At 61.3% G+C, this 21,910-nt stretch carries 24 protein-coding genes and 1 riboswitch; of the genes, 14 read left to right on the top strand and 10 right to left on the bottom strand.

Going from position 1 to position 21,910, the window contains the following annotated elements; all coding sequences use genetic code 11:
- Positions 1 to 17: 17 nt before the first annotated feature.
- The 4 genes from murA (at position 18) to hisC (ending at position 4,575) form a co-directional block, all read left to right on the top strand.
- On the top strand, positions 18 to 1,283 hold the full coding sequence (gene murA, locus HBO05_RS06780; RefSeq protein ID WP_029291769.1) for a UDP-N-acetylglucosamine 1-carboxyvinyltransferase: 1,266 nt from the start codon (positions 18 to 20) through the stop codon (positions 1,281 to 1,283).
- Between the two features lie 156 nt (positions 1,284 to 1,439).
- Positions 1,440 to 2,075, top strand: a complete 636-nt coding sequence (gene hisG / locus HBO05_RS06775; protein ID WP_003188599.1) for an ATP phosphoribosyltransferase — start codon at positions 1,440 to 1,442, stop codon at positions 2,073 to 2,075.
- A 127-nt stretch (positions 2,076 to 2,202) separates the two neighbouring features.
- A complete protein-coding gene (hisD, locus tag HBO05_RS06770) occupies positions 2,203 to 3,519 on the top strand; it encodes a histidinol dehydrogenase (protein WP_169950862.1) in 1,317 nt (438 codons plus the stop codon).
- 3 nt (positions 3,520 to 3,522) lie between these two features.
- Entirely contained in the window at positions 3,523 to 4,575 is a 1,053-nt protein-coding gene (hisC, locus tag HBO05_RS06765) for a histidinol-phosphate transaminase (RefSeq protein ID WP_172312119.1), read from the top strand.
- A gap of 130 nt (positions 4,576 to 4,705) precedes the next feature.
- Here the strand turns inward: hisC and HBO05_RS06760 are convergent, their stop codons facing one another.
- Together HBO05_RS06760 and upp are read right to left on the bottom strand one after the other, a co-directional pair.
- Positions 4,706 to 5,980 carry a uracil-xanthine permease family protein gene (locus tag HBO05_RS06760; protein ID WP_169950858.1) on the bottom strand — a complete coding sequence of 425 codons (1,275 nt, stop codon included), beginning with the start codon at positions 5,978 to 5,980 and terminating at the stop codon, positions 4,706 to 4,708.
- Between the two features lie 2 nt (positions 5,981 to 5,982).
- Positions 5,983 to 6,621 (bottom strand): uracil phosphoribosyltransferase, encoded by a 639-nt coding sequence (upp, locus tag HBO05_RS06755; RefSeq protein WP_029291751.1) that lies wholly within the window; start codon positions 6,619 to 6,621, stop codon positions 5,983 to 5,985.
- A gap of 163 nt (positions 6,622 to 6,784) precedes the next feature.
- Here upp and HBO05_RS06750 point away from each other — a divergent pair, with 163 nt between their 5' ends.
- The 3 genes from HBO05_RS06750 to HBO05_RS06740 all read left to right on the top strand — a co-directional run bounded on the left by HBO05_RS06750 (position 6,785) and on the right by HBO05_RS06740 (position 8,331).
- Positions 6,785 to 7,342 carry a hypoxanthine-guanine phosphoribosyltransferase gene (locus HBO05_RS06750; RefSeq protein ID WP_078046900.1) on the top strand — a complete coding sequence of 186 codons (558 nt, stop codon included), beginning with the start codon at positions 6,785 to 6,787 and terminating at the stop codon, positions 7,340 to 7,342.
- A gap of 3 nt (positions 7,343 to 7,345) precedes the next feature.
- The gene (locus HBO05_RS06745) at positions 7,346 to 7,813 is read left to right on the top strand and encodes a WbuC family cupin fold metalloprotein (RefSeq protein ID WP_169950856.1); all 468 of its coding nucleotides are present in this window, start codon (positions 7,346 to 7,348) and stop codon (positions 7,811 to 7,813) included.
- 230 nt (positions 7,814 to 8,043) lie between these two features.
- Positions 8,044 to 8,331, top strand: a complete 288-nt coding sequence (locus HBO05_RS06740; RefSeq protein WP_169956401.1) for a PA4642 family protein — start codon at positions 8,044 to 8,046, stop codon at positions 8,329 to 8,331.
- Between the two features lie 69 nt (positions 8,332 to 8,400).
- Here HBO05_RS06740 and mqo read toward each other — a convergent pair whose 3' ends face one another.
- Entirely contained in the window at positions 8,401 to 9,909 is a 1,509-nt protein-coding gene (gene mqo, locus HBO05_RS06735; protein ID WP_169956399.1) for a malate dehydrogenase (quinone), read from the bottom strand.
- A gap of 733 nt (positions 9,910 to 10,642) precedes the next feature.
- On the bottom strand, positions 10,643 to 10,879 hold the full coding sequence (locus tag HBO05_RS06730) for a hypothetical protein (protein WP_169956397.1): 237 nt from the start codon (positions 10,877 to 10,879) through the stop codon (positions 10,643 to 10,645).
- Between the two features lie 170 nt (positions 10,880 to 11,049).
- Here HBO05_RS06730 and HBO05_RS06725 point away from each other — a divergent pair, with 170 nt between their 5' ends.
- Positions 11,050 to 11,637 carry a YajG family lipoprotein gene (locus tag HBO05_RS06725; protein WP_172312117.1) on the top strand — a complete coding sequence of 196 codons (588 nt, stop codon included), beginning with the start codon at positions 11,050 to 11,052 and terminating at the stop codon, positions 11,635 to 11,637.
- A gap of 57 nt (positions 11,638 to 11,694) precedes the next feature.
- On the opposite strand, the gene HBO05_RS06720 is transcribed toward HBO05_RS06725, so the two are convergent.
- Positions 11,695 to 11,904 (bottom strand): hypothetical protein, encoded by a 210-nt coding sequence (locus HBO05_RS06720; protein WP_032860067.1) that lies wholly within the window; start codon positions 11,902 to 11,904, stop codon positions 11,695 to 11,697.
- Between the two features lie 183 nt (positions 11,905 to 12,087).
- On the opposite strand from HBO05_RS06720, the gene HBO05_RS06715 reads away from it, so the two are divergent.
- Positions 12,088 to 12,345: a hypothetical protein gene (locus HBO05_RS06715; RefSeq protein WP_169956395.1), complete on the top strand. Its 258-nt coding sequence runs from the start codon at positions 12,088 to 12,090 to the stop codon at positions 12,343 to 12,345.
- 134 nt (positions 12,346 to 12,479) lie between these two features.
- On the opposite strand, the gene HBO05_RS06710 is transcribed toward HBO05_RS06715, so the two are convergent.
- A complete protein-coding gene (locus tag HBO05_RS06710) occupies positions 12,480 to 13,643 on the bottom strand; it encodes a 1-acyl-sn-glycerol-3-phosphate acyltransferase (protein WP_169956393.1) in 1,164 nt (387 codons plus the stop codon).
- Between the two features lie 143 nt (positions 13,644 to 13,786).
- On the opposite strand from HBO05_RS06710, the gene HBO05_RS06705 reads away from it, so the two are divergent.
- From HBO05_RS06705 to HBO05_RS06695, 3 genes are read left to right on the top strand one after another with little or no spacing between them, the layout of a single operon-like run.
- Complete coding sequence (locus tag HBO05_RS06705) at positions 13,787 to 13,969, top strand: CPXCG motif-containing cysteine-rich protein (protein ID WP_029297780.1); 183 nt, start codon at positions 13,787 to 13,789, stop codon at positions 13,967 to 13,969.
- A gap of 12 nt (positions 13,970 to 13,981) precedes the next feature.
- Positions 13,982 to 14,242, top strand: coding sequence for a DUF2007 domain-containing protein (locus HBO05_RS06700; protein ID WP_029297781.1), 261 nt, complete (start codon positions 13,982 to 13,984; stop codon positions 14,240 to 14,242).
- Between the two features lie 36 nt (positions 14,243 to 14,278).
- Positions 14,279 to 14,899, top strand: a complete 621-nt coding sequence (locus tag HBO05_RS06695; RefSeq protein ID WP_169956388.1) for an SOS response-associated peptidase — start codon at positions 14,279 to 14,281, stop codon at positions 14,897 to 14,899.
- Between the two features lie 130 nt (positions 14,900 to 15,029).
- Here HBO05_RS06695 and HBO05_RS06690 read toward each other — a convergent pair whose 3' ends face one another.
- On the bottom strand, positions 15,030 to 17,171 hold the full coding sequence (locus HBO05_RS06690; protein ID WP_172312115.1) for a methyl-accepting chemotaxis protein: 2,142 nt from the start codon (positions 17,169 to 17,171) through the stop codon (positions 15,030 to 15,032).
- Positions 17,172 to 17,388: 217 nt separating this feature from the next.
- Between HBO05_RS06690 and HBO05_RS06685 the strand changes: the two genes are divergently transcribed.
- Positions 17,389 to 18,207 carry a M48 family metallopeptidase gene (locus HBO05_RS06685; RefSeq protein WP_172312113.1) on the top strand — a complete coding sequence of 273 codons (819 nt, stop codon included), beginning with the start codon at positions 17,389 to 17,391 and terminating at the stop codon, positions 18,205 to 18,207.
- 122 nt (positions 18,208 to 18,329) lie between these two features.
- Here HBO05_RS06685 and HBO05_RS06680 read toward each other — a convergent pair whose 3' ends face one another.
- From HBO05_RS06680 to HBO05_RS06670, 3 genes are all read right to left on the bottom strand, one after another.
- On the bottom strand, positions 18,330 to 18,914 hold the full coding sequence (locus tag HBO05_RS06680; RefSeq protein ID WP_029297789.1) for a TMEM165/GDT1 family protein: 585 nt from the start codon (positions 18,912 to 18,914) through the stop codon (positions 18,330 to 18,332).
- An 89-nt stretch (positions 18,915 to 19,003) separates the two neighbouring features.
- A riboswitch (yybP-ykoY riboswitch) is annotated at positions 19,004 to 19,123 on the bottom strand.
- A gap of 51 nt (positions 19,124 to 19,174) precedes the next feature.
- Positions 19,175 to 20,173: a class I SAM-dependent methyltransferase gene (locus tag HBO05_RS06675; protein WP_172312111.1), complete on the bottom strand. Its 999-nt coding sequence runs from the start codon at positions 20,171 to 20,173 to the stop codon at positions 19,175 to 19,177.
- Between the two features lie 31 nt (positions 20,174 to 20,204).
- Entirely contained in the window at positions 20,205 to 21,170 is a 966-nt protein-coding gene (locus HBO05_RS06670) for a 2-hydroxyacid dehydrogenase (RefSeq protein ID WP_172312109.1), read from the bottom strand.
- A gap of 84 nt (positions 21,171 to 21,254) precedes the next feature.
- On the opposite strand from HBO05_RS06670, the gene HBO05_RS06665 reads away from it, so the two are divergent.
- The gene (locus HBO05_RS06665; RefSeq protein ID WP_169956378.1) at positions 21,255 to 21,884 is read left to right on the top strand and encodes a LysE family transporter; all 630 of its coding nucleotides are present in this window, start codon (positions 21,255 to 21,257) and stop codon (positions 21,882 to 21,884) included.
- Positions 21,885 to 21,910: the final 26 nt, after the last annotated feature.

The following is a 21,910-nucleotide window of genomic DNA, read 5'->3' as shown; positions in this document are numbered from 1 at the left end:
AAGGCGTCGAGATTCTTATGGATAAATTGATTATTACCGGCGGTGCCCGTCTTGATGGCGAAATCCGTATCTCCGGGGCTAAAAACTCGGCCTTGCCGATCCTGGCTGCTACCTTGCTGTGTGATGGCCCGGTTACCGTAGCCAACCTGCCGCACCTGCACGACATCACCACCATGATCGAGCTGTTCGGTCGCATGGGCATTGAGCCGGTGATCGACGAGAAGCTGTCGGTCGAAATCGACCCGCGCACCATCAAGACCCTGATCGCCCCGTACGAACTGGTGAAAACCATGCGTGCCTCGATCCTGGTACTGGGCCCGATGGTTGCCCGTTTCGGCGAAGCCGAAGTGGCACTGCCTGGCGGTTGCGCCATTGGCTCGCGGCCGGTGGACCTGCACATCCGTGGCCTTGAAGCCATGGGTGCGACCATCGACGTCGAAGGCGGCTACATCAAGGCCAAGGCGCCGGAAGGCGGCCTGCGTGGCGCGAACTTCTTCTTTGATACCGTCAGCGTGACCGGTACCGAGAACATCATGATGGCCGCTGCCCTGGCCAACGGCCGCAGCGTCCTGCAAAACGCCGCGCGCGAGCCGGAAGTGGTCGACCTGGCCAACTTCCTGATCGCCATGGGTGCCAACATCACTGGCGCCGGCACCGACACCATCACCATCGACGGTGTGAAGCGCCTGCACTCGGCTACCTATAAGGTCATGCCGGACCGTATCGAGACCGGTACCTACCTGGTTGCTGCTGCCGTCACCGGTGGTCGCGTCAAGGTCAAGGATACCGATCCGACCATCCTGGAAGCGGTCCTGGAAAAACTGCGCGAAGCGGGTGCCGAAATCACCACCGGCGAAGACTGGATCGAGCTGAACATGCACGGCAAGCGGCCAAAAGCCGTCAACGTGCGTACCGCTCCGTACCCGGCGTTCCCGACCGACATGCAGGCGCAGTTCATCTCCCTGAACGCGATTGCCGAAGGCACCGGTGCTGTGATCGAGACCATCTTCGAGAACCGTTTCATGCACGTGTACGAACTGCACCGCATGGGCGCCAAGATCCAGGTCGAAGGCAACACAGCCATCGTCACCGGTATCGAGCAGCTCAAGGGCGCGCCAGTAATGGCCACCGACCTGCGGGCTTCGGCCAGCCTGGTGATCTCGGCGCTGTGCGCTGACGGCGACACCCTGATCGATCGCATCTACCACATAGACCGTGGCTACGAGTGCATCGAAGAAAAACTGCAGATGCTCGGCGCAAAAATTCGCCGCGTACCGGGCTAGTCCCCACTGCTCGGGCGCAGGGAAGCGCCCGCCCGAGGTGTGCACAGGCACGCCTTGGCTGAATTTGTTTCAAATCGAGGCTGTAATGGCCTCGATCTGTGTCTGGCGCCGTTTGCGACCGGACAGCAATAGCCTGATGAAGGACTGACGTTTCCCATGTTGACCATCGCACTGTCCAAGGGCCGCATCCTTGACGATACTTTGCCGCTTCTGGCTGAAGCGGGCATCGTGCCGACCGAGAATCCGGACAAGAGCCGCAAGCTGATCATCCCCACGACCCAGGACGACGTTCGCCTGTTGATCGTGCGGGCTACCGACGTGCCGACCTACGTGGAACATGGTGCCGCCGACCTTGGTGTCGCCGGTAAAGACGTGTTGATGGAATACGGCGGCCAGGGCCTGTACGAGCCGCTGGACCTGCGTATCGCCCTGTGCAAGCTGATGACTGCCGGTCGTGTCGGTGACGTCGAGCCAAAAGGCCGCCTGCGGGTGGCCACCAAGTTCGTCAACGTCGCCAAGCGTTATTACGCCGAGCAAGGCCGCCAGGTCGATATCATCAAGCTCTATGGCTCGATGGAACTGGCACCGCTGATCGGCCTGGCCGACAAGATCATCGACGTGGTCGACACCGGCAACACCCTGCGCGCCAACGGCCTGGAACCCCAGGACTTTATCGCTGACATCAGCTCCCGCCTGATCGTCAACAAAGCTTCGATGAAAATGCAGCACGCCCGGATCCAGGCGTTGATCGACACCCTGCGCAAGGCAGTGGAGTCTCGACACCGCGGTTGACTCACCTGCGCGGCCCTAGGTCGCGCCCGTCTATCCGCCTCATAGCCAGAATTCTCAGGTGCCCAAGCGGAAACGACTGCTAGTTTAGGGCGCCTGAGTTTTTGCCAATACTATTGAGGCCCTCGCTATGACCACGTCCACTGCAATTGCCCGACTCAACGCTGCCGACCCGGATTTCGCCCATCATCTGGATCATCTGCTGAGCTGGGAAAGTGTGTCCGACGACTCGGTCAACCAGCGGGTGCTCGACATCATCAAGGCCGTGCGTGAGCGCGGCGATGCGGCGCTGGTGGACTTTACCCGCCAGTTCGACGGCCTGGACGTCAAGTCCATGGCCGACCTGATCCTGCCCCGCGAACGCCTGGAGTTGGCCCTGACGCGCATCACCGCGCCCCAGCGTGAAGCCCTGGAAGTCGCGGCCGCGCGGGTGCGTAGCTACCACGAAAAACAGAAGCAGGATTCCTGGAGCTACACCGAGGCTGATGGCACGGTGCTGGGGCAGAAAGTCACGCCCCTGGACCGCGCCGGCCTGTACGTGCCAGGCGGCAAGGCTTCATACCCTTCGTCGGTGCTGATGAATGCCATTCCCGCCAAAGTGGCGGGCGTGACCGAAGTGGTCATGGTGGTCCCGACCCCGCGCGGTGAAATCAACGAACTGGTGCTGGCTGCCGCTTGCATCGCAGGCGTTGACCGCGTGTTTACCATCGGTGGCGCCCAGGCCGTCGCCGCGTTGGCCTATGGCACCGAAAGCGTGCCGAAAGTAGACAAGGTGGTCGGCCCCGGCAACATCTATGTCGCCACCGCCAAGCGCCATGTGTTTGGCCAAGTCGGGATCGACATGATCGCCGGCCCTTCGGAAATCCTCGTGGTGTGCGACGGCCAGACCGATCCGGACTGGATCGCCATGGACCTGTTCTCCCAGGCCGAGCACGACGAAGACGCCCAGGCGATCCTGGTCAGCCCCGACGCCGAGTTCCTCGACAAGGTGGCGGCCAGCATCAACAAGTTGCTGCCGACCATGGACCGCGCCGAGATTATCGAGAAGTCGATCAATGGCCGGGGTGCGCTGATCCAGGTGCGGGACATGGAACAGGCTATCGAAGTGGCCAACCGCATTGCCCCTGAGCACTTGGAGCTGTCGGTGGCCGACCCACAGGCGTGGCTGCCATCGATTCGCCACGCCGGTGCGATCTTCATGGGCCGCCACACCAGCGAAGCCCTGGGTGACTACTGCGCCGGCCCCAACCACGTGTTGCCGACCTCGGGCACTGCGCGATTTTCGTCGCCGCTGGGGGTGTATGACTTCCAGAAGCGCTCGTCGATCATCTTTTGCTCGCCACAAGGGGCTTCGGAACTGGGCAAGACCGCCTCGGTGCTGGCCCGTGGTGAATCGTTGAGCGCGCACGCCCGCAGCGCCGAATACCGCATCGTCAAGGGGGAGTAAGACATGAGCAAATTCTGGAGCCCTTTCGTCAAGGACCTCGTGCCTTACGTGCCCGGCGAGCAGCCGAAGCTGACCAAGCTGGTCAAGCTCAACACCAACGAAAACCCCTATGGCCCGTCGCCCAAGGCCCTGGCGGCGATGCAGGCCGAGTTGAACGACAACCTGCGTTTGTACCCGGACCCCAACAGCGACCTGCTCAAGCAGGCCGTGGCCAAGTACTACGGGGTGGATGGAAGCAAGGTCTTCCTCGGTAACGGTTCCGACGAAGTCCTGGCGCATATCTTCCACGGTCTGTTCCAGCACGACCTGCCACTGTTGTTCCCGGATATCAGCTACAGCTTCTACCCGGTGTACTGCGGCCTGTATGGCATCACCTCGGCCCCGGTGCCGCTGGACGAGCAGTTCCAGATCCGCGTGGCGGACTACGCTAAGCCCAACGGCGGGATCATCTTCCCCAACCCGAACGCGCCGACCGGCTGCGTGCTGGCGCTGGACGCGGTGGAGCAGCTGCTCAAGGCCAGCCCGGATTCGGTGGTGGTGGTCGATGAAGCCTATATCGACTTCGGCGGCGAAACCGCCATCAGCCTGGTGGATCGCTACCCCAACCTGCTGGTCACCCAGACCCTCTCCAAATCGCGCTCACTGGCCGGTTTGCGGGTAGGCCTGGCGGTGGGGCATCCGGACCTGATCGAGGCGCTGGAGCGGGTCAAGAACAGCTTCAACTCCTATCCACTGGATCGCCTGGCGATTGTCGGCGCGGCGGCGGCCTTTGAAGATCGTGAATACTTCGAGAAGACCTGCCAATTGGTGATCGACAGCCGCGAGAAGGTGGTTGCGCAGTTGCAGGACAAAGGCTTTGAAGTGCTACCGTCGGCTGCCAACTTCATCTTCGCTCGCCACCCACGGCACGACGCGGCCAGCCTGGCGGCCAAGCTGCGTGAGCAAGGGGTGATCGTGCGGCACTTCAAGCAGGAGCGGATTGCCCAGTTCCTGCGGATCAGCATCGGTACGCCTGAGCAGAACCAGGCGTTGATCGATGGCTTGGGCGATCTTTAAGGCTTAGATCTATATTGGCTGGACTGGCCTCATCGCGGGCAAGCCCGGCTCCCACATTGGAATGCGTTCCCATGTGGGAGCCGGGCTTGCCCGCGATGAGGCCATCAGCAACACCGACAGTCCCTAACCTTCAGAGCAACGGCTCGTCCGGCTTCTTGTGCTTCCAGCCATCATTGCCCGGCAGCAGCAGGTTCAGGCCAATCGCTACCACCGCGCACAGGGCGATGCCCTTGAGGCCGAAATCGTCCGGGCCAGTGCCGGTGCCGATCAGCACACCACCTATCCCGAACACCAGGGTCACCGACACAATCACCAGATTGCGCGCCTCCCCCAGGTCGATCTTGTGACGGATCAAGGTGTTCATCCCCACCGCCGCAATCGAACCGAACAGCAGGCACAGAATCCCGCCCATCACCGGCACCGGAATGCTCTGCAGCAGCGCGCCGAACTTGCCGACAAAGGCCAGGGTGATGGCAAATACCGCCGCCCAGGTCATGATTTTCGGGTTGTAGTTCTTGGTCAGCATTACCGCGCCGGTCACTTCGGCGTAGGTAGTGTTGGGCGGGCCGCCGAACAGGCCAGCCGTGGTGGTGGCGATGCCGTCGCCCAATAGCGTGCGATGCAGGCCGGGCTTTTTCAGGTAATCGCGACCGGTCACGCTACCCACGGCAATCACGCCGCCGATGTGTTCAATGGCTGGTGCCAGGGCTACCGGGACGATGAACAGAATCGCCTGCCAGTTGAATTCCGGCGCGGTGAAGTGGGGCAGGGCGAACCACGGGGCGGCGGCGATCTTCGCGGTGTCGACCACGCCAAAGTAGAACGACATGCCAAAACCCACCAGCACCCCGGCAATGATCGGCACCAGGCGGAAAATGCCCTTGCCGAATACGGCCACGATCAGCGTGGTCAGCAGCGCCGGCATCGAGATCAGCATTGCCGTCTGGTAGTGGATCAGCTCGGCACCGTCGCCCGACTTGCCCATTGCCATGTTCGCGGCAATCGGCGCCATGGCCAGGCCGATGGAGATGATCACCGGTCCGATCACCACGGGCGGCAGCAGCCGGTCGATAAAACCGGTGCCTTTGATCTTCACGGCCAGGCCGAGGAAGGTGTAGACGAAACCCGCCGCCATCACCCCGCCCATGGTCGCCGCAAGGCCGAACTGGCCCTTGGCGAGAATGATCGGGGTGATAAAGGCAAAGCTCGAGGCCAGGAACACCGGCACTTGGCGCCCCGTGACGACCTGGAACAGCAATGTGCCCAGGCCTGCGGTAAACAGCGCAACGTTTGGATCAAGACCTGTGATCAGTGGCATCAACACCAGCGCGCCAAATGCTACGAAGAGCATTTGTGCGCCAGACAGGATCTGGCGCCAAAGCGGGTCGTTGAATTCATCCTGCATGCTCACGCGTCCTTCTGCTTGGTGCCGAAGATCTTGTCGCCAGCATCGCCCAGGCCCGGAATGATGTAGCCGTGCTCGTTCAGGCGCTCATCGATGGACGCGGTATAGATCACTACATCCGGGTGCGCTTTTTCGACGGCGGCAATACCTTCGGGAGCAGCGACTAGCACCATGGCGCGGATGTCCTTGCAGCCGGCTTTCTTCAGCAGATCGATGGTGGCAACCATGGAGCTACCGGTGGCCAGCATCGGGTCGATGATCATCGCCAGGCGTTCGTCGATTTCCGGGACGAGTTTTTCCAGGTAGGTGTGGGCCTGCAGGGTCTCTTCGTTGCGGGCGACGCCCACAGCGCTGACCTTGGCGCCCGGGATCAGGCTCAGCACGCCTTCAAGCATGCCGATACCGGCGCGCAGGATCGGCACCACGGTAATTTTCTTGCCGGCGATTTTCTCGACCTGGACGGGACCGCACCAACCGGGGATCTCGTAGTTTTCCAGGGGCAAATCTTTGGTGGCTTCGTAGGTGAGCAACGCTCCGACTTCCTGAGCAAGCTCACGGAAGTTCTTCGTGCTAATGTCGGCGCGGCGCATAAGGCCGAGCTTGTGTCGGATCAGCGGGTGGCGGATCTCACGGATGGGCATGGGGAAAGGCTCCGGCGGCGGGCAAAAAAACCGGCCTAGATTAATCTATCCGAGGGTGTTGTCCTATAGACAACCAGTACGTTAGTCCATAAAGGCTTGAACGTTGCGTCCCAGAGGCGTACCTTCGCCCGCTTTTCTTGCCACAGTACCCCTGGAGAGCGCCATGTCCGCTGATCTCGAGCATATCCGTCAAATCATGCACGAGGCTGACTGCCTGTACACCGAAGCGCAAGTCGAAGAGGCTATCGCCAAGGTCGGCGCGCACATCACCCGTGAAATGGCCGATACCAACCCGGTGGTGTTCTGTGTGATGAACGGCGGTCTGATTTTCGCCGGCAAATTGCTGACTCATCTGCAATTCCCGCTGGAAGCGTCCTACCTGCACGCCACGCGCTATCGCAACGAAACCAGCGGCGGCGACCTGTTCTGGAAGGCCAAGCCGGAAGTGTCGTTCATCGACCGTGACGTGCTGATCATCGATGACATCCTCGACGAAGGTCATACCCTGGGCGCGATCATCGACTTCTGCAAACACGCCGGCGCGCGCAAAGTGCACACCGCCGTGCTGATCGACAAGGACCACGACCGCAAGGCCCGCCCAGACCTGAAGGCTGATTATGTTGGCCTGCCGTGCATCGACCGTTACATTTTCGGTTATGGCATGGACTACAAGGGCTACTGGCGCAACGCCAATGGCATCTTTGCCGTGAAGGGGATGTAAGCCATGGCGCGTTTTCTTGATCAGTCGCTGTTTGCCGAATTGGCCGAGAAAGCCGCCCTCAACCCCCGTGGCCGGCAGAACGTCAACTTCCACCAGATGGAAGAGCCTTGCCATCGCATGGCTGTTGGGTTGCAGCCACACACTTATGTGCAGCCCCATCGTCATCTCACCGCTGACAAAGCCGAGACCCTGCTGGTACTCAAGGGGCGCCTGGGCATTCTGATCTTCAGCGAGTCAGGCGAGGTCCTGGAGCGGCGCGTCTTGCAGGCGGGTGGAGATTGCCTGGGTGTCGACCTATCGCCCGGCGTTTTCCATGGCCTGGTGGTGCTTGAGCCCGACACGATGATGTTCGAGTGCAAGGCTGGCCCCTATCGCCCGGTGGGCGAGGGCGAACTGGCCACCTGGGCGCCCCGGGAAGGCGAGGCTGGCATGGCTGAGTATCATCGCTGGATGCTGGCCCAGTTCGATTGAACCTGGCAGCAAAAACAACAGGTGGGCTTGTGTGGGAGCGGGCTTGTCGGGTCGCCGCATCGCCGCGATAGCGGAGTGTCAGGTTAGATATATTCGACTGACCCACCGCCATCGCGGCGATGCGGCGACCCGACAAGCCCGCTCTCACATAGAGCCTCGTGGCTTCCGAACCTTGTGTCCCGCAGGTAGACTTCCACTCCCGTGTAAATGTCTGCAGGCTGGAGTCGGCAATGCGTAAAGATAAGAAACAAGTGATTGGTGACGAGATCGGCGACGATCAGATCAAGCTGTTCCTGGATTTTGAACCGGTCGACGCCACTTCACCGTCCCTGCACAAACTGATCAAAGCCTATCGCGGCCTGCGCATCGATGACTTCGGACGTTTCCTGACCTTTTTCAAAGAGGCCGGGCTGGACCTCGACGGCAAGGATGAGCATGGCCAGACCTTCGTCGATCTGATCAAGGACCAGCGCAACGCGGATGAGTACCTCGAGCTGATCGAACAAGCCCGCGGCTGATTTCCAAGACATACAAAAACGCCCCGTTCTCATCACGAGAGCGGGGCGTTTTTTGTCTTTTTGTAGGCGTCAGGCGTAGCTTGCGGCCTCGCTACCTTGCTCAACCAGCTCCAGGCTGATGTTGTTCTGCACGCTGATCTTGCGATACAGCTCGGCATCGGTTTCCAGGACTTTTTCCCGGGCCGGGAAGATCTCCTGCAGCTTGGCCGCCCACTCGCCGGCCGCCTGGGTCGGGAAGCAGCGTTCGATCAGATCCAGCATGATCGAAACAGTCACCGAAGCCCCTGGAGAGGCGCCCAGCAGTGCCGCCAGCGAACCGTCCTTGGCCGCGACCAGCTCGGTGCCGAATTGCAGCACGCCGCCTTTCTTCGGGTCTTTCTTGATGATCTGCACCCGTTGGCCGGCCACTTCCAGGCGCCAGTCCTCGGCTTTGGCTTCGGGGTAGAAGCGGCGCAGGGATTCCAGGCGCTGCTCCATGGACTGCATCACTTCGCTGACCAGGTACTTGGTCAGGTCCATGTTGTCCCGGGCCACGGCCAGCATCGGGCCGATGTTGCCCAGGCGAATCGACATCGGCAGGTCAAGGAACGAACCGAACTTGAGGAACTTGGTGGTGAAGCCGGCATATGGCCCGAACAGCAGGGATTTCTTGCCATCCACCACGCGGGTGTCCAGGTGCGGCACCGACATCGGCGGCGAACCCACGGCGGCCTGGCTGTAGACCTTGGCCTGGTGCTGCTTGACCACTTGCGGGTTGTCGCAACGCAGCCACTGGCCGCTGACCGGGAAACCGCCAAAGCCCTTGCTCTCTTCGATACCTGAGGCTTGCAGCAGCGGCAGGGCCGCGCCGCCGGCGCCGAGGAACACGAACTTGGCGTCGACATGGCGCGTGTTGCCGCTGTTGACGTCCTTGATGCTCACGGTCCAGCCAGCACCATTGCGCTTGAGGCCGGTGACGCGCTTGCTGTACTTGACCTGGGCATCGGCCGAGCTGCTCAGGTGCGCGAGCAATTGGTTGGTCAGAGCGCCGAAGTTGACGTCGGTGCCGTTCATCACGCGGGTCGCGGCGATTTTTTCGTCAGCCGGGCGGCCCGGCATCATCAGCGGCATCCACTCGGCCATTTCGGCACGGTCTTCGGTGTAGTGCATATCCGAGAACGCGTGGTGCTGGCTGAGGGTTTCAAAGCGCTTCTTGAGGAACGACACGCCTTTTTCGCCCTGCACGAAGCTCAGGTGCGGCACTGGGCTGATAAAGGACTTGGACGAGCCAAAGGTGCCTTTTTTGGTCAGGTACGCCCAGAACTGCTTCGACACCTCGAACTGGGTGTTGATGTGCACGGCTTTTTTGATGTCGATGGAGCCATCACCCGCCTGCGGGGTGTAGTTCAGCTCGCACAGGCCGGCGTGGCCGGTACCGGCGTTGTTCCACGGGTTGGAACTCTCCGCGGCACCCGAATCCATCAGCTCAACGACTTCCAGCTTGAGGCCGGGGTCGAGCTCCTTGAGCAGCACGGCAAGGGTGGCACTCATGATGCCCGCACCTACCAGTACTACGTCGACTGCTTCGTTATGCGCCATTTAACGCGTCTCCAAAATCTGCAGCACCAAATTGACGGCATGGCTGCCAGGAGTGACGGGGCGGTTCACGTGATGCCCCAGGTTACCCATGGCCAGGATCGCCATGTCCGATTCTTCGCAATTTTTTTGCAACTTCAGCGGACGCTGCCGACCAGGCCTTATCTGCATATGAACGCATTTAAGGGGCCCTGTGGCAATTCGACTTATGGTCAAGTACGTCCGATCGTGCAACCAAATCCGTAGCGGACAGGCTTCAAGCTCCGGTTTTTGAGGAGTACTCGGTCCTGTGTGGTTGGGCAGTGCCAGACGTTGATGGTGCTTGTACAAACGCAAAACTATTCATTTGCTCGCCACACTCTTGTGAAGTTGTGAAAACCCGTTTTTTTCACGCTCTTTTGAAGACGTGAACCTCAAAAAAGGGCTGCCCCAGCCTGGCACCTGGCCCGAAATCACTGCCGACACGCGGCATAACGGGCAAACAACTCAAGTGGCCGAGCGCAATGGCAGCTCTGGCAGATTCGGTAAAGGCGCAGGTTTGCAGACAAAACAGCCAGCTCGCCAGCTTCACTCGATCTGTGTGGGCGGCTCTCTGTGGGCGGTGCGGGGGAGCTAATACCAGGGCATTAGCGATGCTGCGAGGCCCGATCAGGAGACGTCCTTATAATCGGGGGGAGATTGTAGCGAAGAACTGTCGGGAAATGGACGTGTTTTATGACTTTTATTAGCGCTTCGGTCAGGCGGTCAACGGCAGGCGGTGTGATGACCGTGCGCGGCGCGGGCTGACACGGGCGCGGGCGGGCAGAGGATGGTGCATCCAGCTCAGGCGGATCTCCTGGACTTCGACCCAGCCTTCGCCCACGGGCGGCTGGCTGCACTGCTTGAAGGCCTGGCAGCGACCTTGCGAGTCGAGCAGGGCAAAGTTGCGATGGGCGGGCGTGCGCGCGAAAAAGCGCCAGAGAAGATTGAGCATGGCGGGCCTCCTGAGAATGACGCCAAGCATATCTGTCAAGAATGACATCTGGGTGACACTGAGTCGCTGCACGCAGGCCTGGACCTGAGGTTGTAACTGGCGCTAGTTCCAGGCGGTGACGCGCCGCTATACTGGCGCACTGTCGGTACCTGAATTCTGGAGAGAAAAGCATGTTGCAACGCCTGTTGTTCGGTTTGATCACTGTGACCAGCTTGACCCTGGTTGGCTGCGCCCACAGCCCGCAGCAACTCAGCCCGCAACCCAAGCTCACCACCCAGTTGGCGCCTGTGGGCCATGGCCAGCCGGTCTCGGTGCGTGTGGTTGATGGCCGTCCGTCGCCGACCCTGGGCACCCGCGGTGGCCTGTACCCGGAAACCAGCGCCATCACGGTGACCGGTGCCGACGTGCTGCCCAAGCTGCAAGCCCAGGCCGAAGCGGCTGTGCGCCTGCTGGGCTTTACCCCGATCAGCAACTCGCCAGGCGCACCGCAACTGACGGTGACCCTAGCCGAGCTGAAGTATCAGTCGCCCAAGGAAGGCCTGTACGTGACCGAAGCCACCATCGGCGCGACCTTCCGCTCTGATGTGTCGGCCGGCAACCGCCGCTACAACGGCCGTTACGCTGCGTCCCTGGACCAGCGCTTTGGTATGGCGCCGAACCAGGAAACCAACACCAAGCTGGTCAGCGACGTGTTGAGTGATGCCCTGACGCGTCTGTTCAAGGACCCAAGCATCGGCCAGATCCTCAGCTCGCAGTAATCGGTTGTAAAAAAGCCGGGCCCCGCTAAGGGCCCGGCTTTTTTGTGTCTGCTGCGGTCATGCCGCCGTTTCGACATAAAAGTCCAGCACACTCACTCCCGTCAACAGATCCAGCTCTGGCAGGTCGGCATGCTGATGCCCGCCGAGGGCGCAATATACCAGCCAGTGCCGGTCCTGGACATTGAACGCCAGGCCGCCGACCAGCGCCTCTTGCTCATCGGTAGGGGCGATCAGGTACAGCCGATCCTGGTTCTGCGCGTGCAACATGACAAGCTCCCGGGTGTGCGAAGGGCAACAGAGTGGCTTGTTAAGGTGACGTTCAGGTGACGCTGTAAATTACTCGATACATTAGTCGTCAATGGGGGAGGGAGCTGTGAGGCGCAGGAGGGCGCAATTCGTTCAGGTTTGTATCTGAATGGATACCTGGTCACTGTTACACCGAGGTTTTTGATGTCGCTGCCGGCATTATTGCTAAATACCGCTGCCTTGTTGATCGCCTGCCCAGGCGCCGGGCTGTTGTTTGTGACCCGCCTGCGCGAGCAGCGGGCGATGGCTCGACTCACCGCGCAAAGTGAAGATAGAGCGATTGATCAACCGATGTTGTTCCTGGATGTGCGTACCGAGCGCAGTCATCGCCTTGGCTACCGCCTAGGGTTTGCCTGTATCGGGCTGGCGCTTGTCGTCTCTTGGCTCAGCACTCAATTGTAAAAATACCCAAAACCAATGTGGGAGCGGGCTTGCCCGCGATAGCAGTGGGGCAGTCAAATAGTTATCAACTGACCCACCGCTATCGCGGGCAAGCCCGCTCCCACGTTGTGTTGTGTGTTATTCAAGCTGTTGGGTTACAGGGGGATCCCGGCCTTGACCCGATACTGATTACGCACCGGCGTCGCATATTGCAGCACCAGGTACGGTCGGTGCTCCGCCGGGCAGGCATTCAGTCGTCGCTCCCACTCCGCTTTCGCCTTGGCCAACTCATCCGCCGGGAACACCTCGGCAGCCGTCGGCACCTGCAATTGCGGGTCGGCGTCGCTCCACTGTGCGTATGCCAGGTAATGCACCGGGAACAACCGATACCCGCCGAGAATCTGCCGGTCCATCTCGGTGGCCAACAGCTTGGTGTCTTCAAAACGTTCGGTAATCGGTGGCGCAAAGTTGATATGGACCCGGCCCTTGTAACCGGTGATGCCCAGGGCAATGCTCACGTCATCTTCACCGGGCGCCTTGGTGTAGGTGCCGGTGGTGGCGCGGATATACAGCTCGCGAGCCTTGGCCGCATCGCACGGATCGTATTCGTAGCTGATGGACACAGGGGTCAGGTTCAGCGACAGGATGACGTCGGCGAACGGCTCTTCCTTGCGGCTCATATGGAACATCTTGAGGATCGCCGATTCCGTGCGATCATCCCCATCCTTGGCGCGGCCTTCGGCCTGGGCGATCCAGATCGACTGGCAGTCATTGCGGATCGAATGGTTGATGTAGGCCGACAGCAGCTGATACGCCGCCATCTTCTCGCGTCGCCCGGTGATGGAGCGATGCACGATAAAACTTTTGTTCAGGCGCATCAGGTCGCTGACAAACGGCTTTTGCAGCAGGTTGTCACCGATGGCTATCCGCGGTGTTGGCAGGCCGGCGTGGTACACCGCGTAGTTGACGAAGGCCGGGTCCATCACGATATCGCGGTGGTTGGCCAGGAAAACATAGGCCGTGCCGGACTTGAGCTGCTCGACCCCGGTATAGGTGACGCCGTCGGTCGCCCGATCGATGGTGTGGTCGACGTAAAACTCGACTTTGTCCTGCAAGGTGGCGACGGTGGTGACACCGGCGAACTCACGGCGCAGCTTCTGGGCGATCAGCGGCTTGAGCAGCCAGCCAAAGGCGCCGGCAAAGCGCGGGAAGCGAAAGTGGGTCAGGATGTCCAGAAAGGCCTTGTCACTGAACAGCCGGGCCAGCACTGCCGGGACTTCGCTGTCGTTGTAAGGTCGGATGGTATCGAATTCGCCCATCATGCTCTCTTGTTAGAAACGGCTAGGGTAAGTAAAGGTTTGGATCGATAAGTGACAGGGCGAGGTCTGAACAAATGGCATCAAACGAAAAAGCCCTGCAAATAGACCGGCGATTATACGCACAAGTCACCTGGGAGACCGCGATGCTCGAAAGTGCGCTGTACGATTGTCCTTATTGTGGTGAACGGATCGAGACAAGCGTGGATTTGTCCGGTGGCGACCAGAACTATATAGAAGACTGCCAGGTGTGCTGTCGGCCGATCATTTTCGACCTGCAGGTCCACGGCGATGAATGGATGCTCGAAGTGCGCAGCGAGAATGAATAAAGGGGGGCGGCCATGCAACGAATCTACGAGCCGGAAAACCTGATGGAAGGCGAGTTGCTGCAACAAATGCTCGCCAGCGAAGGCATCGACGCCCATCTGGTGGGGCGCCATCTGCTCGGTGGCACGGGTGAACTGCCGATCTTCGGCCTGTTGGGCCTGGAGGTGGAGAACGACCAGGCCACCTACGCCCGCGAGTTGATCACCGCCTATATCGGTGCGCAACCGCTGCCCGGCGATGAACCCGACAGCTACCCCGACGTGCTGGTCTGTTAGGCTGTCGGCCGGTTTACCCAAGAGTCGTGTTGCCCCATGTGTGGACGTTATGCCCTGTTTCGCTGGAATCCCGCCTTTGCTGCCTTGCCGGGGTTCCCGGCGGATCAACAGGCCCAGTGGAATATCTCCCCCAATGATTCAGTGCTGATCCAGCGCGCCACCGATGGCCAGCGCACCCTGGCGCGGGCACGTTGGGGGCTGACGCCGCCGTGGCTGACCGATCTGTCCCGCACGCCGGCCCACGCCCGCGCCGAAACCCTGGCCGAACAGCCGATGTTTCGCGAGGCCTTTCGCCTGCGCCGGTGCCTGCTGCCAGCCAATGGTTTTTATGAATGGCGCGGCACCCAGCGCAAGCGGCCGTACTGGCTTACGCCGGGGGAGGGCTCGACCCTGTTTTTCGCAGCGATCTGGGAGGCCTACCCGGTGCAGGAGCAAGTGTGGCTGAGCGCGGCGGTGGTGACCCAGGCGGCGCAGAGCCAGCGCCGGCCGTTGATTCTGGACGCGGCGGGGCAAGCGGCCTGGCTGGATCCCGAGACGCCGTTGCATGTGTTGCAGGGCTTGCTGGCCAGCGAGCCGGCGGCGTTGCGTGAGCGGGTGCTGGCTAACATGGTCAATGATCCGAAGCTCAATGGGCCGGAGTGTTTGACCCCGGGTTGAGACTGGGAGTTGTGTGGGGGATTCGCTGGCGCCATCGCAGGCAAGCCAGCCCCCACATTTTGATTTGTGAATACCTTCAAATGTGGGAGCTGGCTTGCCTGCGATACGGCCCCAAACGCCACTGAAACCTTCAGACCTTGAACTGATTGATCAGCCGCCGCTGCTGCTCCGCCAACTGGGTCAGCCCCGCACTGGCGGCACTGGACTCATCCGCCCCGCCCGCCACCTCATTGGCCACCTGGCCAATATTGATCACATTGCGGTTGATGTCCTCGGCCACCGCGCTCTGTTCCTCCGCCGCACTGGCAATCTGCGTATTCATGTCATTGATCACCGACACGGCCTGGGTGATGGTCTCCAGGGCCTGCGCGGCCTTGGCGGCGTGTTGCACGCTTTCATCGGTGCGCTGCTGGCTGTCTTCCATGACCCGCACCACATCCCGCGTGCCTTGCTGCAATTGCTGGATCATGGCCTGGATTTCTTCGGTGGCCTTCTGGGTTTTCTGCGCCAGGTTGCGTACTTCGTCGGCCACCACCGCAAAACCTCGGCCCTGTTCGCCGGCCCGGGCGGCTTCGATGGCGGCGTTCAGGGCCAGCAAGTTGGTTTGCTCGGCAATGCCGCGAATGGCAATCAGGATCGCGTTGATGTTCTCGCTGTCCTTGGCCAGGGCCTGGACTACCGTCACCGCCTTGCCGATCTCCAGGGCCAGGGCGCCGATGGAAGTGGAGGTGTCGCGCACGATCTGCATGCCCTGGCTTGCAGCCTGGTCGGCATGGGTGGCGGCCTGGGCTGCCTGGGTGGCATTACGCGCCACGTCCTGGGCGGTGGCGGTCATTTCGTGCACGGCCGTGGCGACCTGGTCGATCTCGACCATTTGCTTGTGCACGCCCTGGTTGGTGCGGATGGCAATGTCGGCGGTGTGTTCCGACGAGTCGCTGACCTTCTGTACCGAGCTCACCACCTGGCTAATCATGCCCTGCAGCTTGATCAGGAAGGTATTGAAGCCGGCGGCAATCGCGCCCAGTTCATCGGCGCGGTCACTGGTCAGGCGGCGCGTCAGGTCGCCTTCGCCCTGGGCGATGTCATTGAGCATCGCCACCATTTGCTTGAGTGGGCGGGCAATGCCGTGGCCCACCAGCCAGATCACCAGCAGGCCGATGCCGGCAATCAGCAGGCCGACCATGGTCATGCCGAAGATATCGGTCTTGCGCTGGGCGTCCAGGTCGCCTTGCAGGGTGTGCAGGTCGGCCATTACCGCGCCCAGGGGCAGTTGCAGCATCAGGGTCCAGCGCGCATCGGTCTGGCCGATATTGAAGGGCAGGAACAACTCGATATGCCCGTTTGCCTGGTCGATGTCGTAACGCACGTCACCGACCTTCAACTGGCCGAGGTTCTCCAGTTCATTCTGGTCGAGCAGGTCGCTGGCCTTTTCCCCCAGTTTGCTGGGGTCCTTGGTGTAGGCCACCAGGCGGCCGTTGCTGGAAATCAGCGCCATTTCGCCAGCGCCGTTGTAAAGCTTCTGGTCGGCGGCGGTGAGCATTTCCTGGATGAAATTGACCGACAGGTCGGCGCCGACAATGCCCTGAAACGCGCCGTCGATCATGATCGGTTCGATAAACGAGGCCAGCATCACCGTGGTGTTGCCCACGCGATAGGGCGCCGGGTCGATGGCGCAGGGCTTCTGGGTTTCCTTGGAGCAGAGGTAGTACTCGCTGGCGCGAATGCCGGTGGCGAGGATTTTCTGGTCGGTCAGGTCGGCGAGTTTTTCCAGGCCCAGGCTGCCATCCTGATTGCGGAACCACCAGGGCATGAAGCGCCCGTTGGCAGGTTCTACGCCGACGACGGCGGTGTTCAGGTAGTTGGCGTCATTGTGGTCGATGGCGTTGGGTTCCCAGGCGATATAGGAACCGAGGATTTTCGGGTTGCGTACCACCGTTTCGTGCAGCAGGTTGATCAGTTGTTCACGGCTGACCTGCAGCGGGGCCGCGCCGTTTGCGTCCTTCATGCCCATCAGCGCATTGGTGGTGGCCAGGCCTTTGGCGGTCACCAGCGGCGCTTCCAGCTCGCGCTGGATCAGCGTGGCCTGGGTTTGCGCCAACGCCGTAAGGCGTTGCTCGATGATTTGCTCGAATTGCGCCTGGGTGCGGTCCTGCACCATCTCTTGGGTCCGGGCGCCGGCGAACAGCGCGTACAGCACCAGGGCCGCCACGACACTCAGGACAATGGCCCCGGCCAACGCCGCGACAGAAAACTGAATCGACTTGAATTTCATGAAGGCTCCTGGCGCTTGGGGGCATGATCTGCCTTTGTGTATCGGCCACAGGCCACGCAGACATGAGGCGCTGCCCTGCAAAAGAACCAGGCATGTCGTTTATAGAATGGTCGTGGGCGTCGGTGGCCGCTGAAATTAGCGGTTAAGCGTCAGGTGTATCTGGCGCCGATACATGAGAGGGCCTACGATACGCGCCATGTTTTCAGGGAGAATGTGCATGAAAAAAACATTGGCGGTAACGGCATTGAGCGCAGCCTTGCTGCTCGCCGGTTGCCAGTCGGTCAACACCACCAGCGGCGGTGCCGTGGGTGTGGAACGCAAGCAGTACATGTTCAGCATGCTGTCGAGCCAGGAAGTCGACCAGATGTACGCGCAGTCGTACCAGCAGACCCTGGGCGAAGCCAGTGGCAAGGGCCTGGTAGACAAGACCAGCGCCAACGCCAAGCGTGTGCAGGCCATTGCCAAGCGCCTGATCGCCCAGGCCCCCACCTTCCGTCCGGATGCGGCGCAGTGGAAGTGGGAAGTGAACCTGATCAAGAGCGACGAGATGAACGCCAACTGTGGGCCTGGCGGCAAGATCTTTGTCTACAGTGGCTTGATCGACACGCTCAAGTTGACCGATGACGAGCTGGCGGCGGTCATGGGCCATGAAATTGCCCACGCCCTGCGTGAGCATGGTCGCGAAGCCATGTCCAAGGCTTACGGCATCGAAATGGCCAAGCAGGGCGCTGGCGCATTGTTGGGCCTGGGCCAGGACAGCATGGCGCTGGCCGATACCGTGGCCAACTACGGCATGACCTTGCCTAACAGCCGCAGCAATGAGAACGAAGCCGACCTGATCGGCCTGGAGCTCTCGGCCCGCGCCGGTTACGACCCGAACGCGGCGATCACGCTGTGGAACAAAATGGCCAAGGCTTCCGAAGGCGCACCGCCTGAATTCATGAGCACCCACCCGGCCTCCAGCAGCCGGATCGCCTCGTTGCAGGCGGCGATTCCCAAGGTGATGCCGTTGTACCAGCAGGCCAAGAAGTCCTGATAATCCAGGCCTTGTGAAGATCCAGATGTGGGAGCTGGCTTGCCTGCGATGGCGGAATGTCAGGTTAGATATATTTAACTGACCCACCGCCATCGCGGGCAAGCCCGCTCCCACATTTGCAATTAGATCCAGCCGCTGCTTTGCATGGCCTTGTACACCGCCACCAACGCCAGGATGAAGAACGCCGAAGCCGCCAGGCGCCGAATCAAGGTCAACGGCAGTTTCTCCGCCGCGAAATTCCCCGCCAGAACCACCGGTACGTTGGCAATCAACATGCCCAGGGTGGTGCCGATAATCACCAGCCACAACTCGGGGTATTGCGCCGCCAGCATCACCGTGGCGATCTGCGTCTTGTCACCGATTTCAGCGATAAAGAACGCAATCAGGGTGGTCAGGAACGGCCCGAACTTGCGCGAGGTGCTGGCTTCATCATCGTCGAGCTTGTCTGGCACCAGGGTCCACAGGGCCGTGGCGCAGAAGCTCGCGGCGAGGATCCAGTGCAGCACCGCATCCGAGAAGAAACTGCCAAACCAGGCACCCACGGCACCGGCAGCGGCGTGGTTGGCCAGGGTCGCGGCGATGATGCCGGCGATGATTGGCCAGGGTTTGCGAAAGCGTGCGGCGAGGATGAGCGCGAGCAATTGCGTCTTGTCGCCGATTTCGGCCAAGGCAACGATTGCGGTAGGAACGAGAAGTGAATCCAGCATCAGGTAGGTTTCCAGGGGCGGGTCGACACGGCTATGACACGTACAGCCTTCCCGCCCCGGGTAAGGTGTGCGTGTCATAGGTCTTGTCAAACCCCGGTCCGTCTGTGCGGACTCCTGGGTCGCATACGCCATGGTCTGCTGACCAAGTATGTTGACGTATGCCGGACGAGCATGTTGCTCGTGGGAGACTACTCCCCTAGGACGGAGCGGATTCTGCCTTGGCAAAATCCATTCGGCAAGCCTTCTTTTTCAAACGCCCGTCAGCCGCGCTTGGCCCGATAGATGCGAAAACCCTGGCCCTCGGCCTTGACTGCGCACACGCCCAGGTGCTCTTCGATCAGCGGTTGATACTTCAGGAAGCTATTGGCGACTAGCCGAAGTTCGCCGCCGTTTTTCAGATGTTGGCGTGCTTTTCGCAACAGGTTTTCCGTAGCGAAATAATCCGTGTGTACCCCGACATGGAACGGCGGGTTACTCAGAATCGCATCCAGGCCCATGGGCGCGGCGTCGATGCCATCAGCGGTCAGCACTTCGCCTTCCAGGCCATTGGCCTCCAGCGTCAGGCGACTGCTGGCGGTAGCAAAGGCGTCCACATCAAGCAGGGTCACGGTGTTGTGCGGGTAGCGCCGCTTGACCGCCGCGCCCAACACGCCGGCGCCACAGCCGAAGTCCAGCAGATGACCGCTGGGCAGTTTGTCCAGGTGTTCCAGCAACAGCGCGGTACCGCGATCCAGGCGGCCATGGCTGAACACGCCCGGCAGACTGACGACCTTGAGCGGTCCGTCGGCCAGTGGCACTTCAAACACCTGGGCCAGGCTCGCCAGTTCCGGCGCCGCCGGAGCATCGGCCACGGTGGCCAGCCACAGCTGGCAGTGCCGTGCGTTGTCGAGCTTGCGTGGCTTGCCGAAGGCGTTCAGTTGCTTGGCGGCGCTTTCGATGCCGCCGCGTTTTTCACCCACCAGGTACAGCTCGGCGCCCGGCAGCCGTGCCGCGACGGCCTTGAGGATGTAGTCGGCCAGATCCTTGGACTTGGGCAGGAACACCACCGCCGTGTCGAATGCGCGTTGCGGCACATCGACCCCGAAATGGCTGCGCTCGGCAAACCGCGCATCCAGCGCTGCCTGGTCGCCCGCATGCCAGCACCAGCCATGGGCATTGGGCAGGCGGCCCAGCAGGTCATCGGCGGGCAGGCCGGCCAGCAACACGTTGCCTTGAAAAAGTTCGGCCTGACGAAGCAGTACTTCACTGCGCGGATCCATGGTCTGCTCCCTGAAAAAGGAGCGCAGTTTATCAACTGACGACGCGCTGCGGTGCTCCGCTGAAAAAGCCCCGGGCGTTTTCAGTCAATTGGCCGACGATCCGTTGCCGTGCTTCGCGGCTGCCCCAGGCACTGTGTGGCGTGATGATCAGCCGTGGGATGTCGCTGGCCAGCAGCGGGTTGCCGGTGGTCGGCGGTTCGACGCTCAGCACATCGCTGGCCGCCCCCCCCAGATGACCGCCGCGCAAGGCGTCTGCCAGGGCCTGTTCATCGATCAGGCCGCCGCGTGCAGTGTTGACCACGAACGCGCCCGGCTTGAGCAGCGCCAGCTCACGGGCCCCGATAAAGTGGCGCGTGTGTTCGTTGAGTGGGCAATGCAGGGTCAGCGCATCGATCTGCGGCAGCAGTTCGTCCAGCGGCACCCGGTCTGCACGGGCCGGGCGGCCGGGGATAGCGCCCAGTAGCACGCGCATGCCAAACGCTTGGGCCAGGCGCGCGACGGCGCCGCCCAACTCGCCATGGCCCAGCAAGCCCAGGGTTTTGCCTTCCAGCTCGACAATCGGGTAATCCAGCAGGCAGAACTGCTTGGCTTGCTGCCACAGGCCGGCGTCGACGTCTTTTTGATAGTCCTTCAGGCGTGTGGCGAGGTTGAGCAGCAGCATGATCGTGTGTTGCGCCACCGATGGCGTGCCGTAACCCTGGCAGTTACTAACGGTAATGCCCCGGGCGCGGGCAGCGGCCAGGTCGACGTTGTTGGTGCCGGTAGCAGCGATCAGGATCAGCTTCAGCTCGGGGCAGGCGGCCAGAGTCTGGGCGTTGAGCAGGATCTTGTTACTGATCGCTACCTGGGCACCTTGCAGGCGTTCGACCACCTGATCGGCCGAGGTCTGCTCACACAGCTGCAATTCGCTGAACGTCTCGCGCAATTCGCTGAGGTCGAGGTCTCCCTGGTCCAGGGAAGGATGATCAAGGAAGACGGCGCGGCGATTGTTCGTCATCAACTGTACCTTTTGCGACAGAGTTCGAAGGCGTAATCTGCCGAGCCTACCAGATGAAATAATCAGTTACTTCTTGGAGTGTGCATGTACCTCACCGAGTTTTTGACCGTGGCGTTGATTCACCTGCTGGCCGTGGCCAGTCCCGGGCCTGACTTTGCCGTGGTGGTACGCGAGAGCGTGACCCATGGCCGGCGCGCCGGTACCTGGACGGCGTTGGGCGTCGGCTCGGCGATTTTTCTTCACGTTGGCTACTCGCTGCTTGGTATCGGCTTGATCGTGTCCCAGTCCATCGTGCTGTTCAACGCCTTGAAATGGGCGGCGGCGGCCTACCTGTTGTACATCGGCTTCAAAGCCCTGCGGGCGCAGCCGGCCAAGCCTGCCGGTGCAGAAGAGCTGCACCGTGAAGTGGGCGAGCGCAGCGCTCGCGGCGCCTTTACCTCGGGCTTTGTGACCAATGGCCTGAACCCCAAGGCCACGCTGTTTTTCCTGTCGCTGTTCACCGTGGTGATCAACCCCCACACGCCGCTGGCGATCCAGGCCGGTTATGGCCTGTACCTGGCCGTGGCCACCGCCCTGTGGTTCTGCATGGTGGCCATGTTGTTCAGCCAGCAGCGCGTGCGCGCAGGCTTTGCGCGCATGGGCCACTGGTTTGATCGGAGCATGGGCGTGGTGCTGATTGCCATCGGTGTGAAAGTGGCTTTCACCGACCGCTGAGTGCGTCATTCGTGAATGAATGCTGG

Origin of the sequence: Pseudomonas sp. WS 5079 (assembly GCF_012985465.1) — a bacterium.
In the GTDB taxonomy this organism is placed as follows: Bacteria; Pseudomonadota; Gammaproteobacteria; order Pseudomonadales; family Pseudomonadaceae; genus Aquipseudomonas.
Note: the sequence above shows the minus strand (reverse complement) of the source record. Positions and strands in the feature narration are given on the sequence as shown.

Bases quoted from the DNA above. Each gene is read 5' to 3' on its own strand.
- HBO05_RS06720 (WP_032860067.1), bottom strand. From the start codon at position 11,904: ATGTTGCACGCGCAGAACCAGGATCGGCTGTACCTGATCGCCCCTACC.
- HBO05_RS06760 (WP_169950858.1), bottom strand. From the start codon at position 5,980: ATGCAGGATGAATTCAACGACCCGCTTTGGCGCCAGATCCTGTCTGGC.
- HBO05_RS06715 (WP_169956395.1), top strand. From the start codon at position 12,088: ATGTCGCTGCCGGCATTATTGCTAAATACCGCTGCCTTGTTGATCGCC.
- hisC (WP_172312119.1), top strand. From the start codon at position 3,523: ATGAGCAAATTCTGGAGCCCTTTCGTCAAGGACCTCGTGCCTTACGTG.
- HBO05_RS06725 (WP_172312117.1), top strand. From the start codon at position 11,050: ATGTTGCAACGCCTGTTGTTCGGTTTGATCACTGTGACCAGCTTGACC.
- murA (WP_029291769.1), top strand. From the start codon at position 18: ATGGATAAATTGATTATTACCGGCGGTGCCCGTCTTGATGGCGAAATC.
- mqo (WP_169956399.1), bottom strand. From the start codon at position 9,909: ATGGCGCATAACGAAGCAGTCGACGTAGTACTGGTAGGTGCGGGCATC.
- HBO05_RS06710 (WP_169956393.1), bottom strand. From the start codon at position 13,643: ATGGGCGAATTCGATACCATCCGACCTTACAACGACAGCGAAGTCCCG.
- HBO05_RS06730 (WP_169956397.1), bottom strand. From the start codon at position 10,879: ATGCTCAATCTTCTCTGGCGCTTTTTCGCGCGCACGCCCGCCCATCGC.
- HBO05_RS06740 (WP_169956401.1), top strand. From the start codon at position 8,044: ATGCGTAAAGATAAGAAACAAGTGATTGGTGACGAGATCGGCGACGAT.
- upp (WP_029291751.1), bottom strand. From the start codon at position 6,621: ATGCCCATCCGTGAGATCCGCCACCCGCTGATCCGACACAAGCTCGGC.
- hisG (WP_003188599.1), top strand. From the start codon at position 1,440: ATGTTGACCATCGCACTGTCCAAGGGCCGCATCCTTGACGATACTTTG.
- HBO05_RS06705 (WP_029297780.1), top strand. From the start codon at position 13,787: ATGCTCGAAAGTGCGCTGTACGATTGTCCTTATTGTGGTGAACGGATC.
- HBO05_RS06690 (WP_172312115.1), bottom strand. From the start codon at position 17,171: ATGAAATTCAAGTCGATTCAGTTTTCTGTCGCGGCGTTGGCCGGGGCC.
- HBO05_RS06670 (WP_172312109.1), bottom strand. From the start codon at position 21,170: ATGACGAACAATCGCCGCGCCGTCTTCCTTGATCATCCTTCCCTGGAC.
- hisD (WP_169950862.1), top strand. From the start codon at position 2,203: ATGACCACGTCCACTGCAATTGCCCGACTCAACGCTGCCGACCCGGAT.
- HBO05_RS06745 (WP_169950856.1), top strand. From the start codon at position 7,346: ATGGCGCGTTTTCTTGATCAGTCGCTGTTTGCCGAATTGGCCGAGAAA.
- HBO05_RS06700 (WP_029297781.1), top strand. From the start codon at position 13,982: ATGCAACGAATCTACGAGCCGGAAAACCTGATGGAAGGCGAGTTGCTG.
- HBO05_RS06695 (WP_169956388.1), top strand. From the start codon at position 14,279: ATGTGTGGACGTTATGCCCTGTTTCGCTGGAATCCCGCCTTTGCTGCC.
- HBO05_RS06750 (WP_078046900.1), top strand. From the start codon at position 6,785: ATGTCCGCTGATCTCGAGCATATCCGTCAAATCATGCACGAGGCTGAC.
- HBO05_RS06675 (WP_172312111.1), bottom strand. From the start codon at position 20,173: ATGGATCCGCGCAGTGAAGTACTGCTTCGTCAGGCCGAACTTTTTCAA.
- HBO05_RS06665 (WP_169956378.1), top strand. From the start codon at position 21,255: ATGTACCTCACCGAGTTTTTGACCGTGGCGTTGATTCACCTGCTGGCC.
- HBO05_RS06685 (WP_172312113.1), top strand. From the start codon at position 17,389: ATGAAAAAAACATTGGCGGTAACGGCATTGAGCGCAGCCTTGCTGCTC.
- HBO05_RS06680 (WP_029297789.1), bottom strand. From the start codon at position 18,914: ATGCTGGATTCACTTCTCGTTCCTACCGCAATCGTTGCCTTGGCCGAA.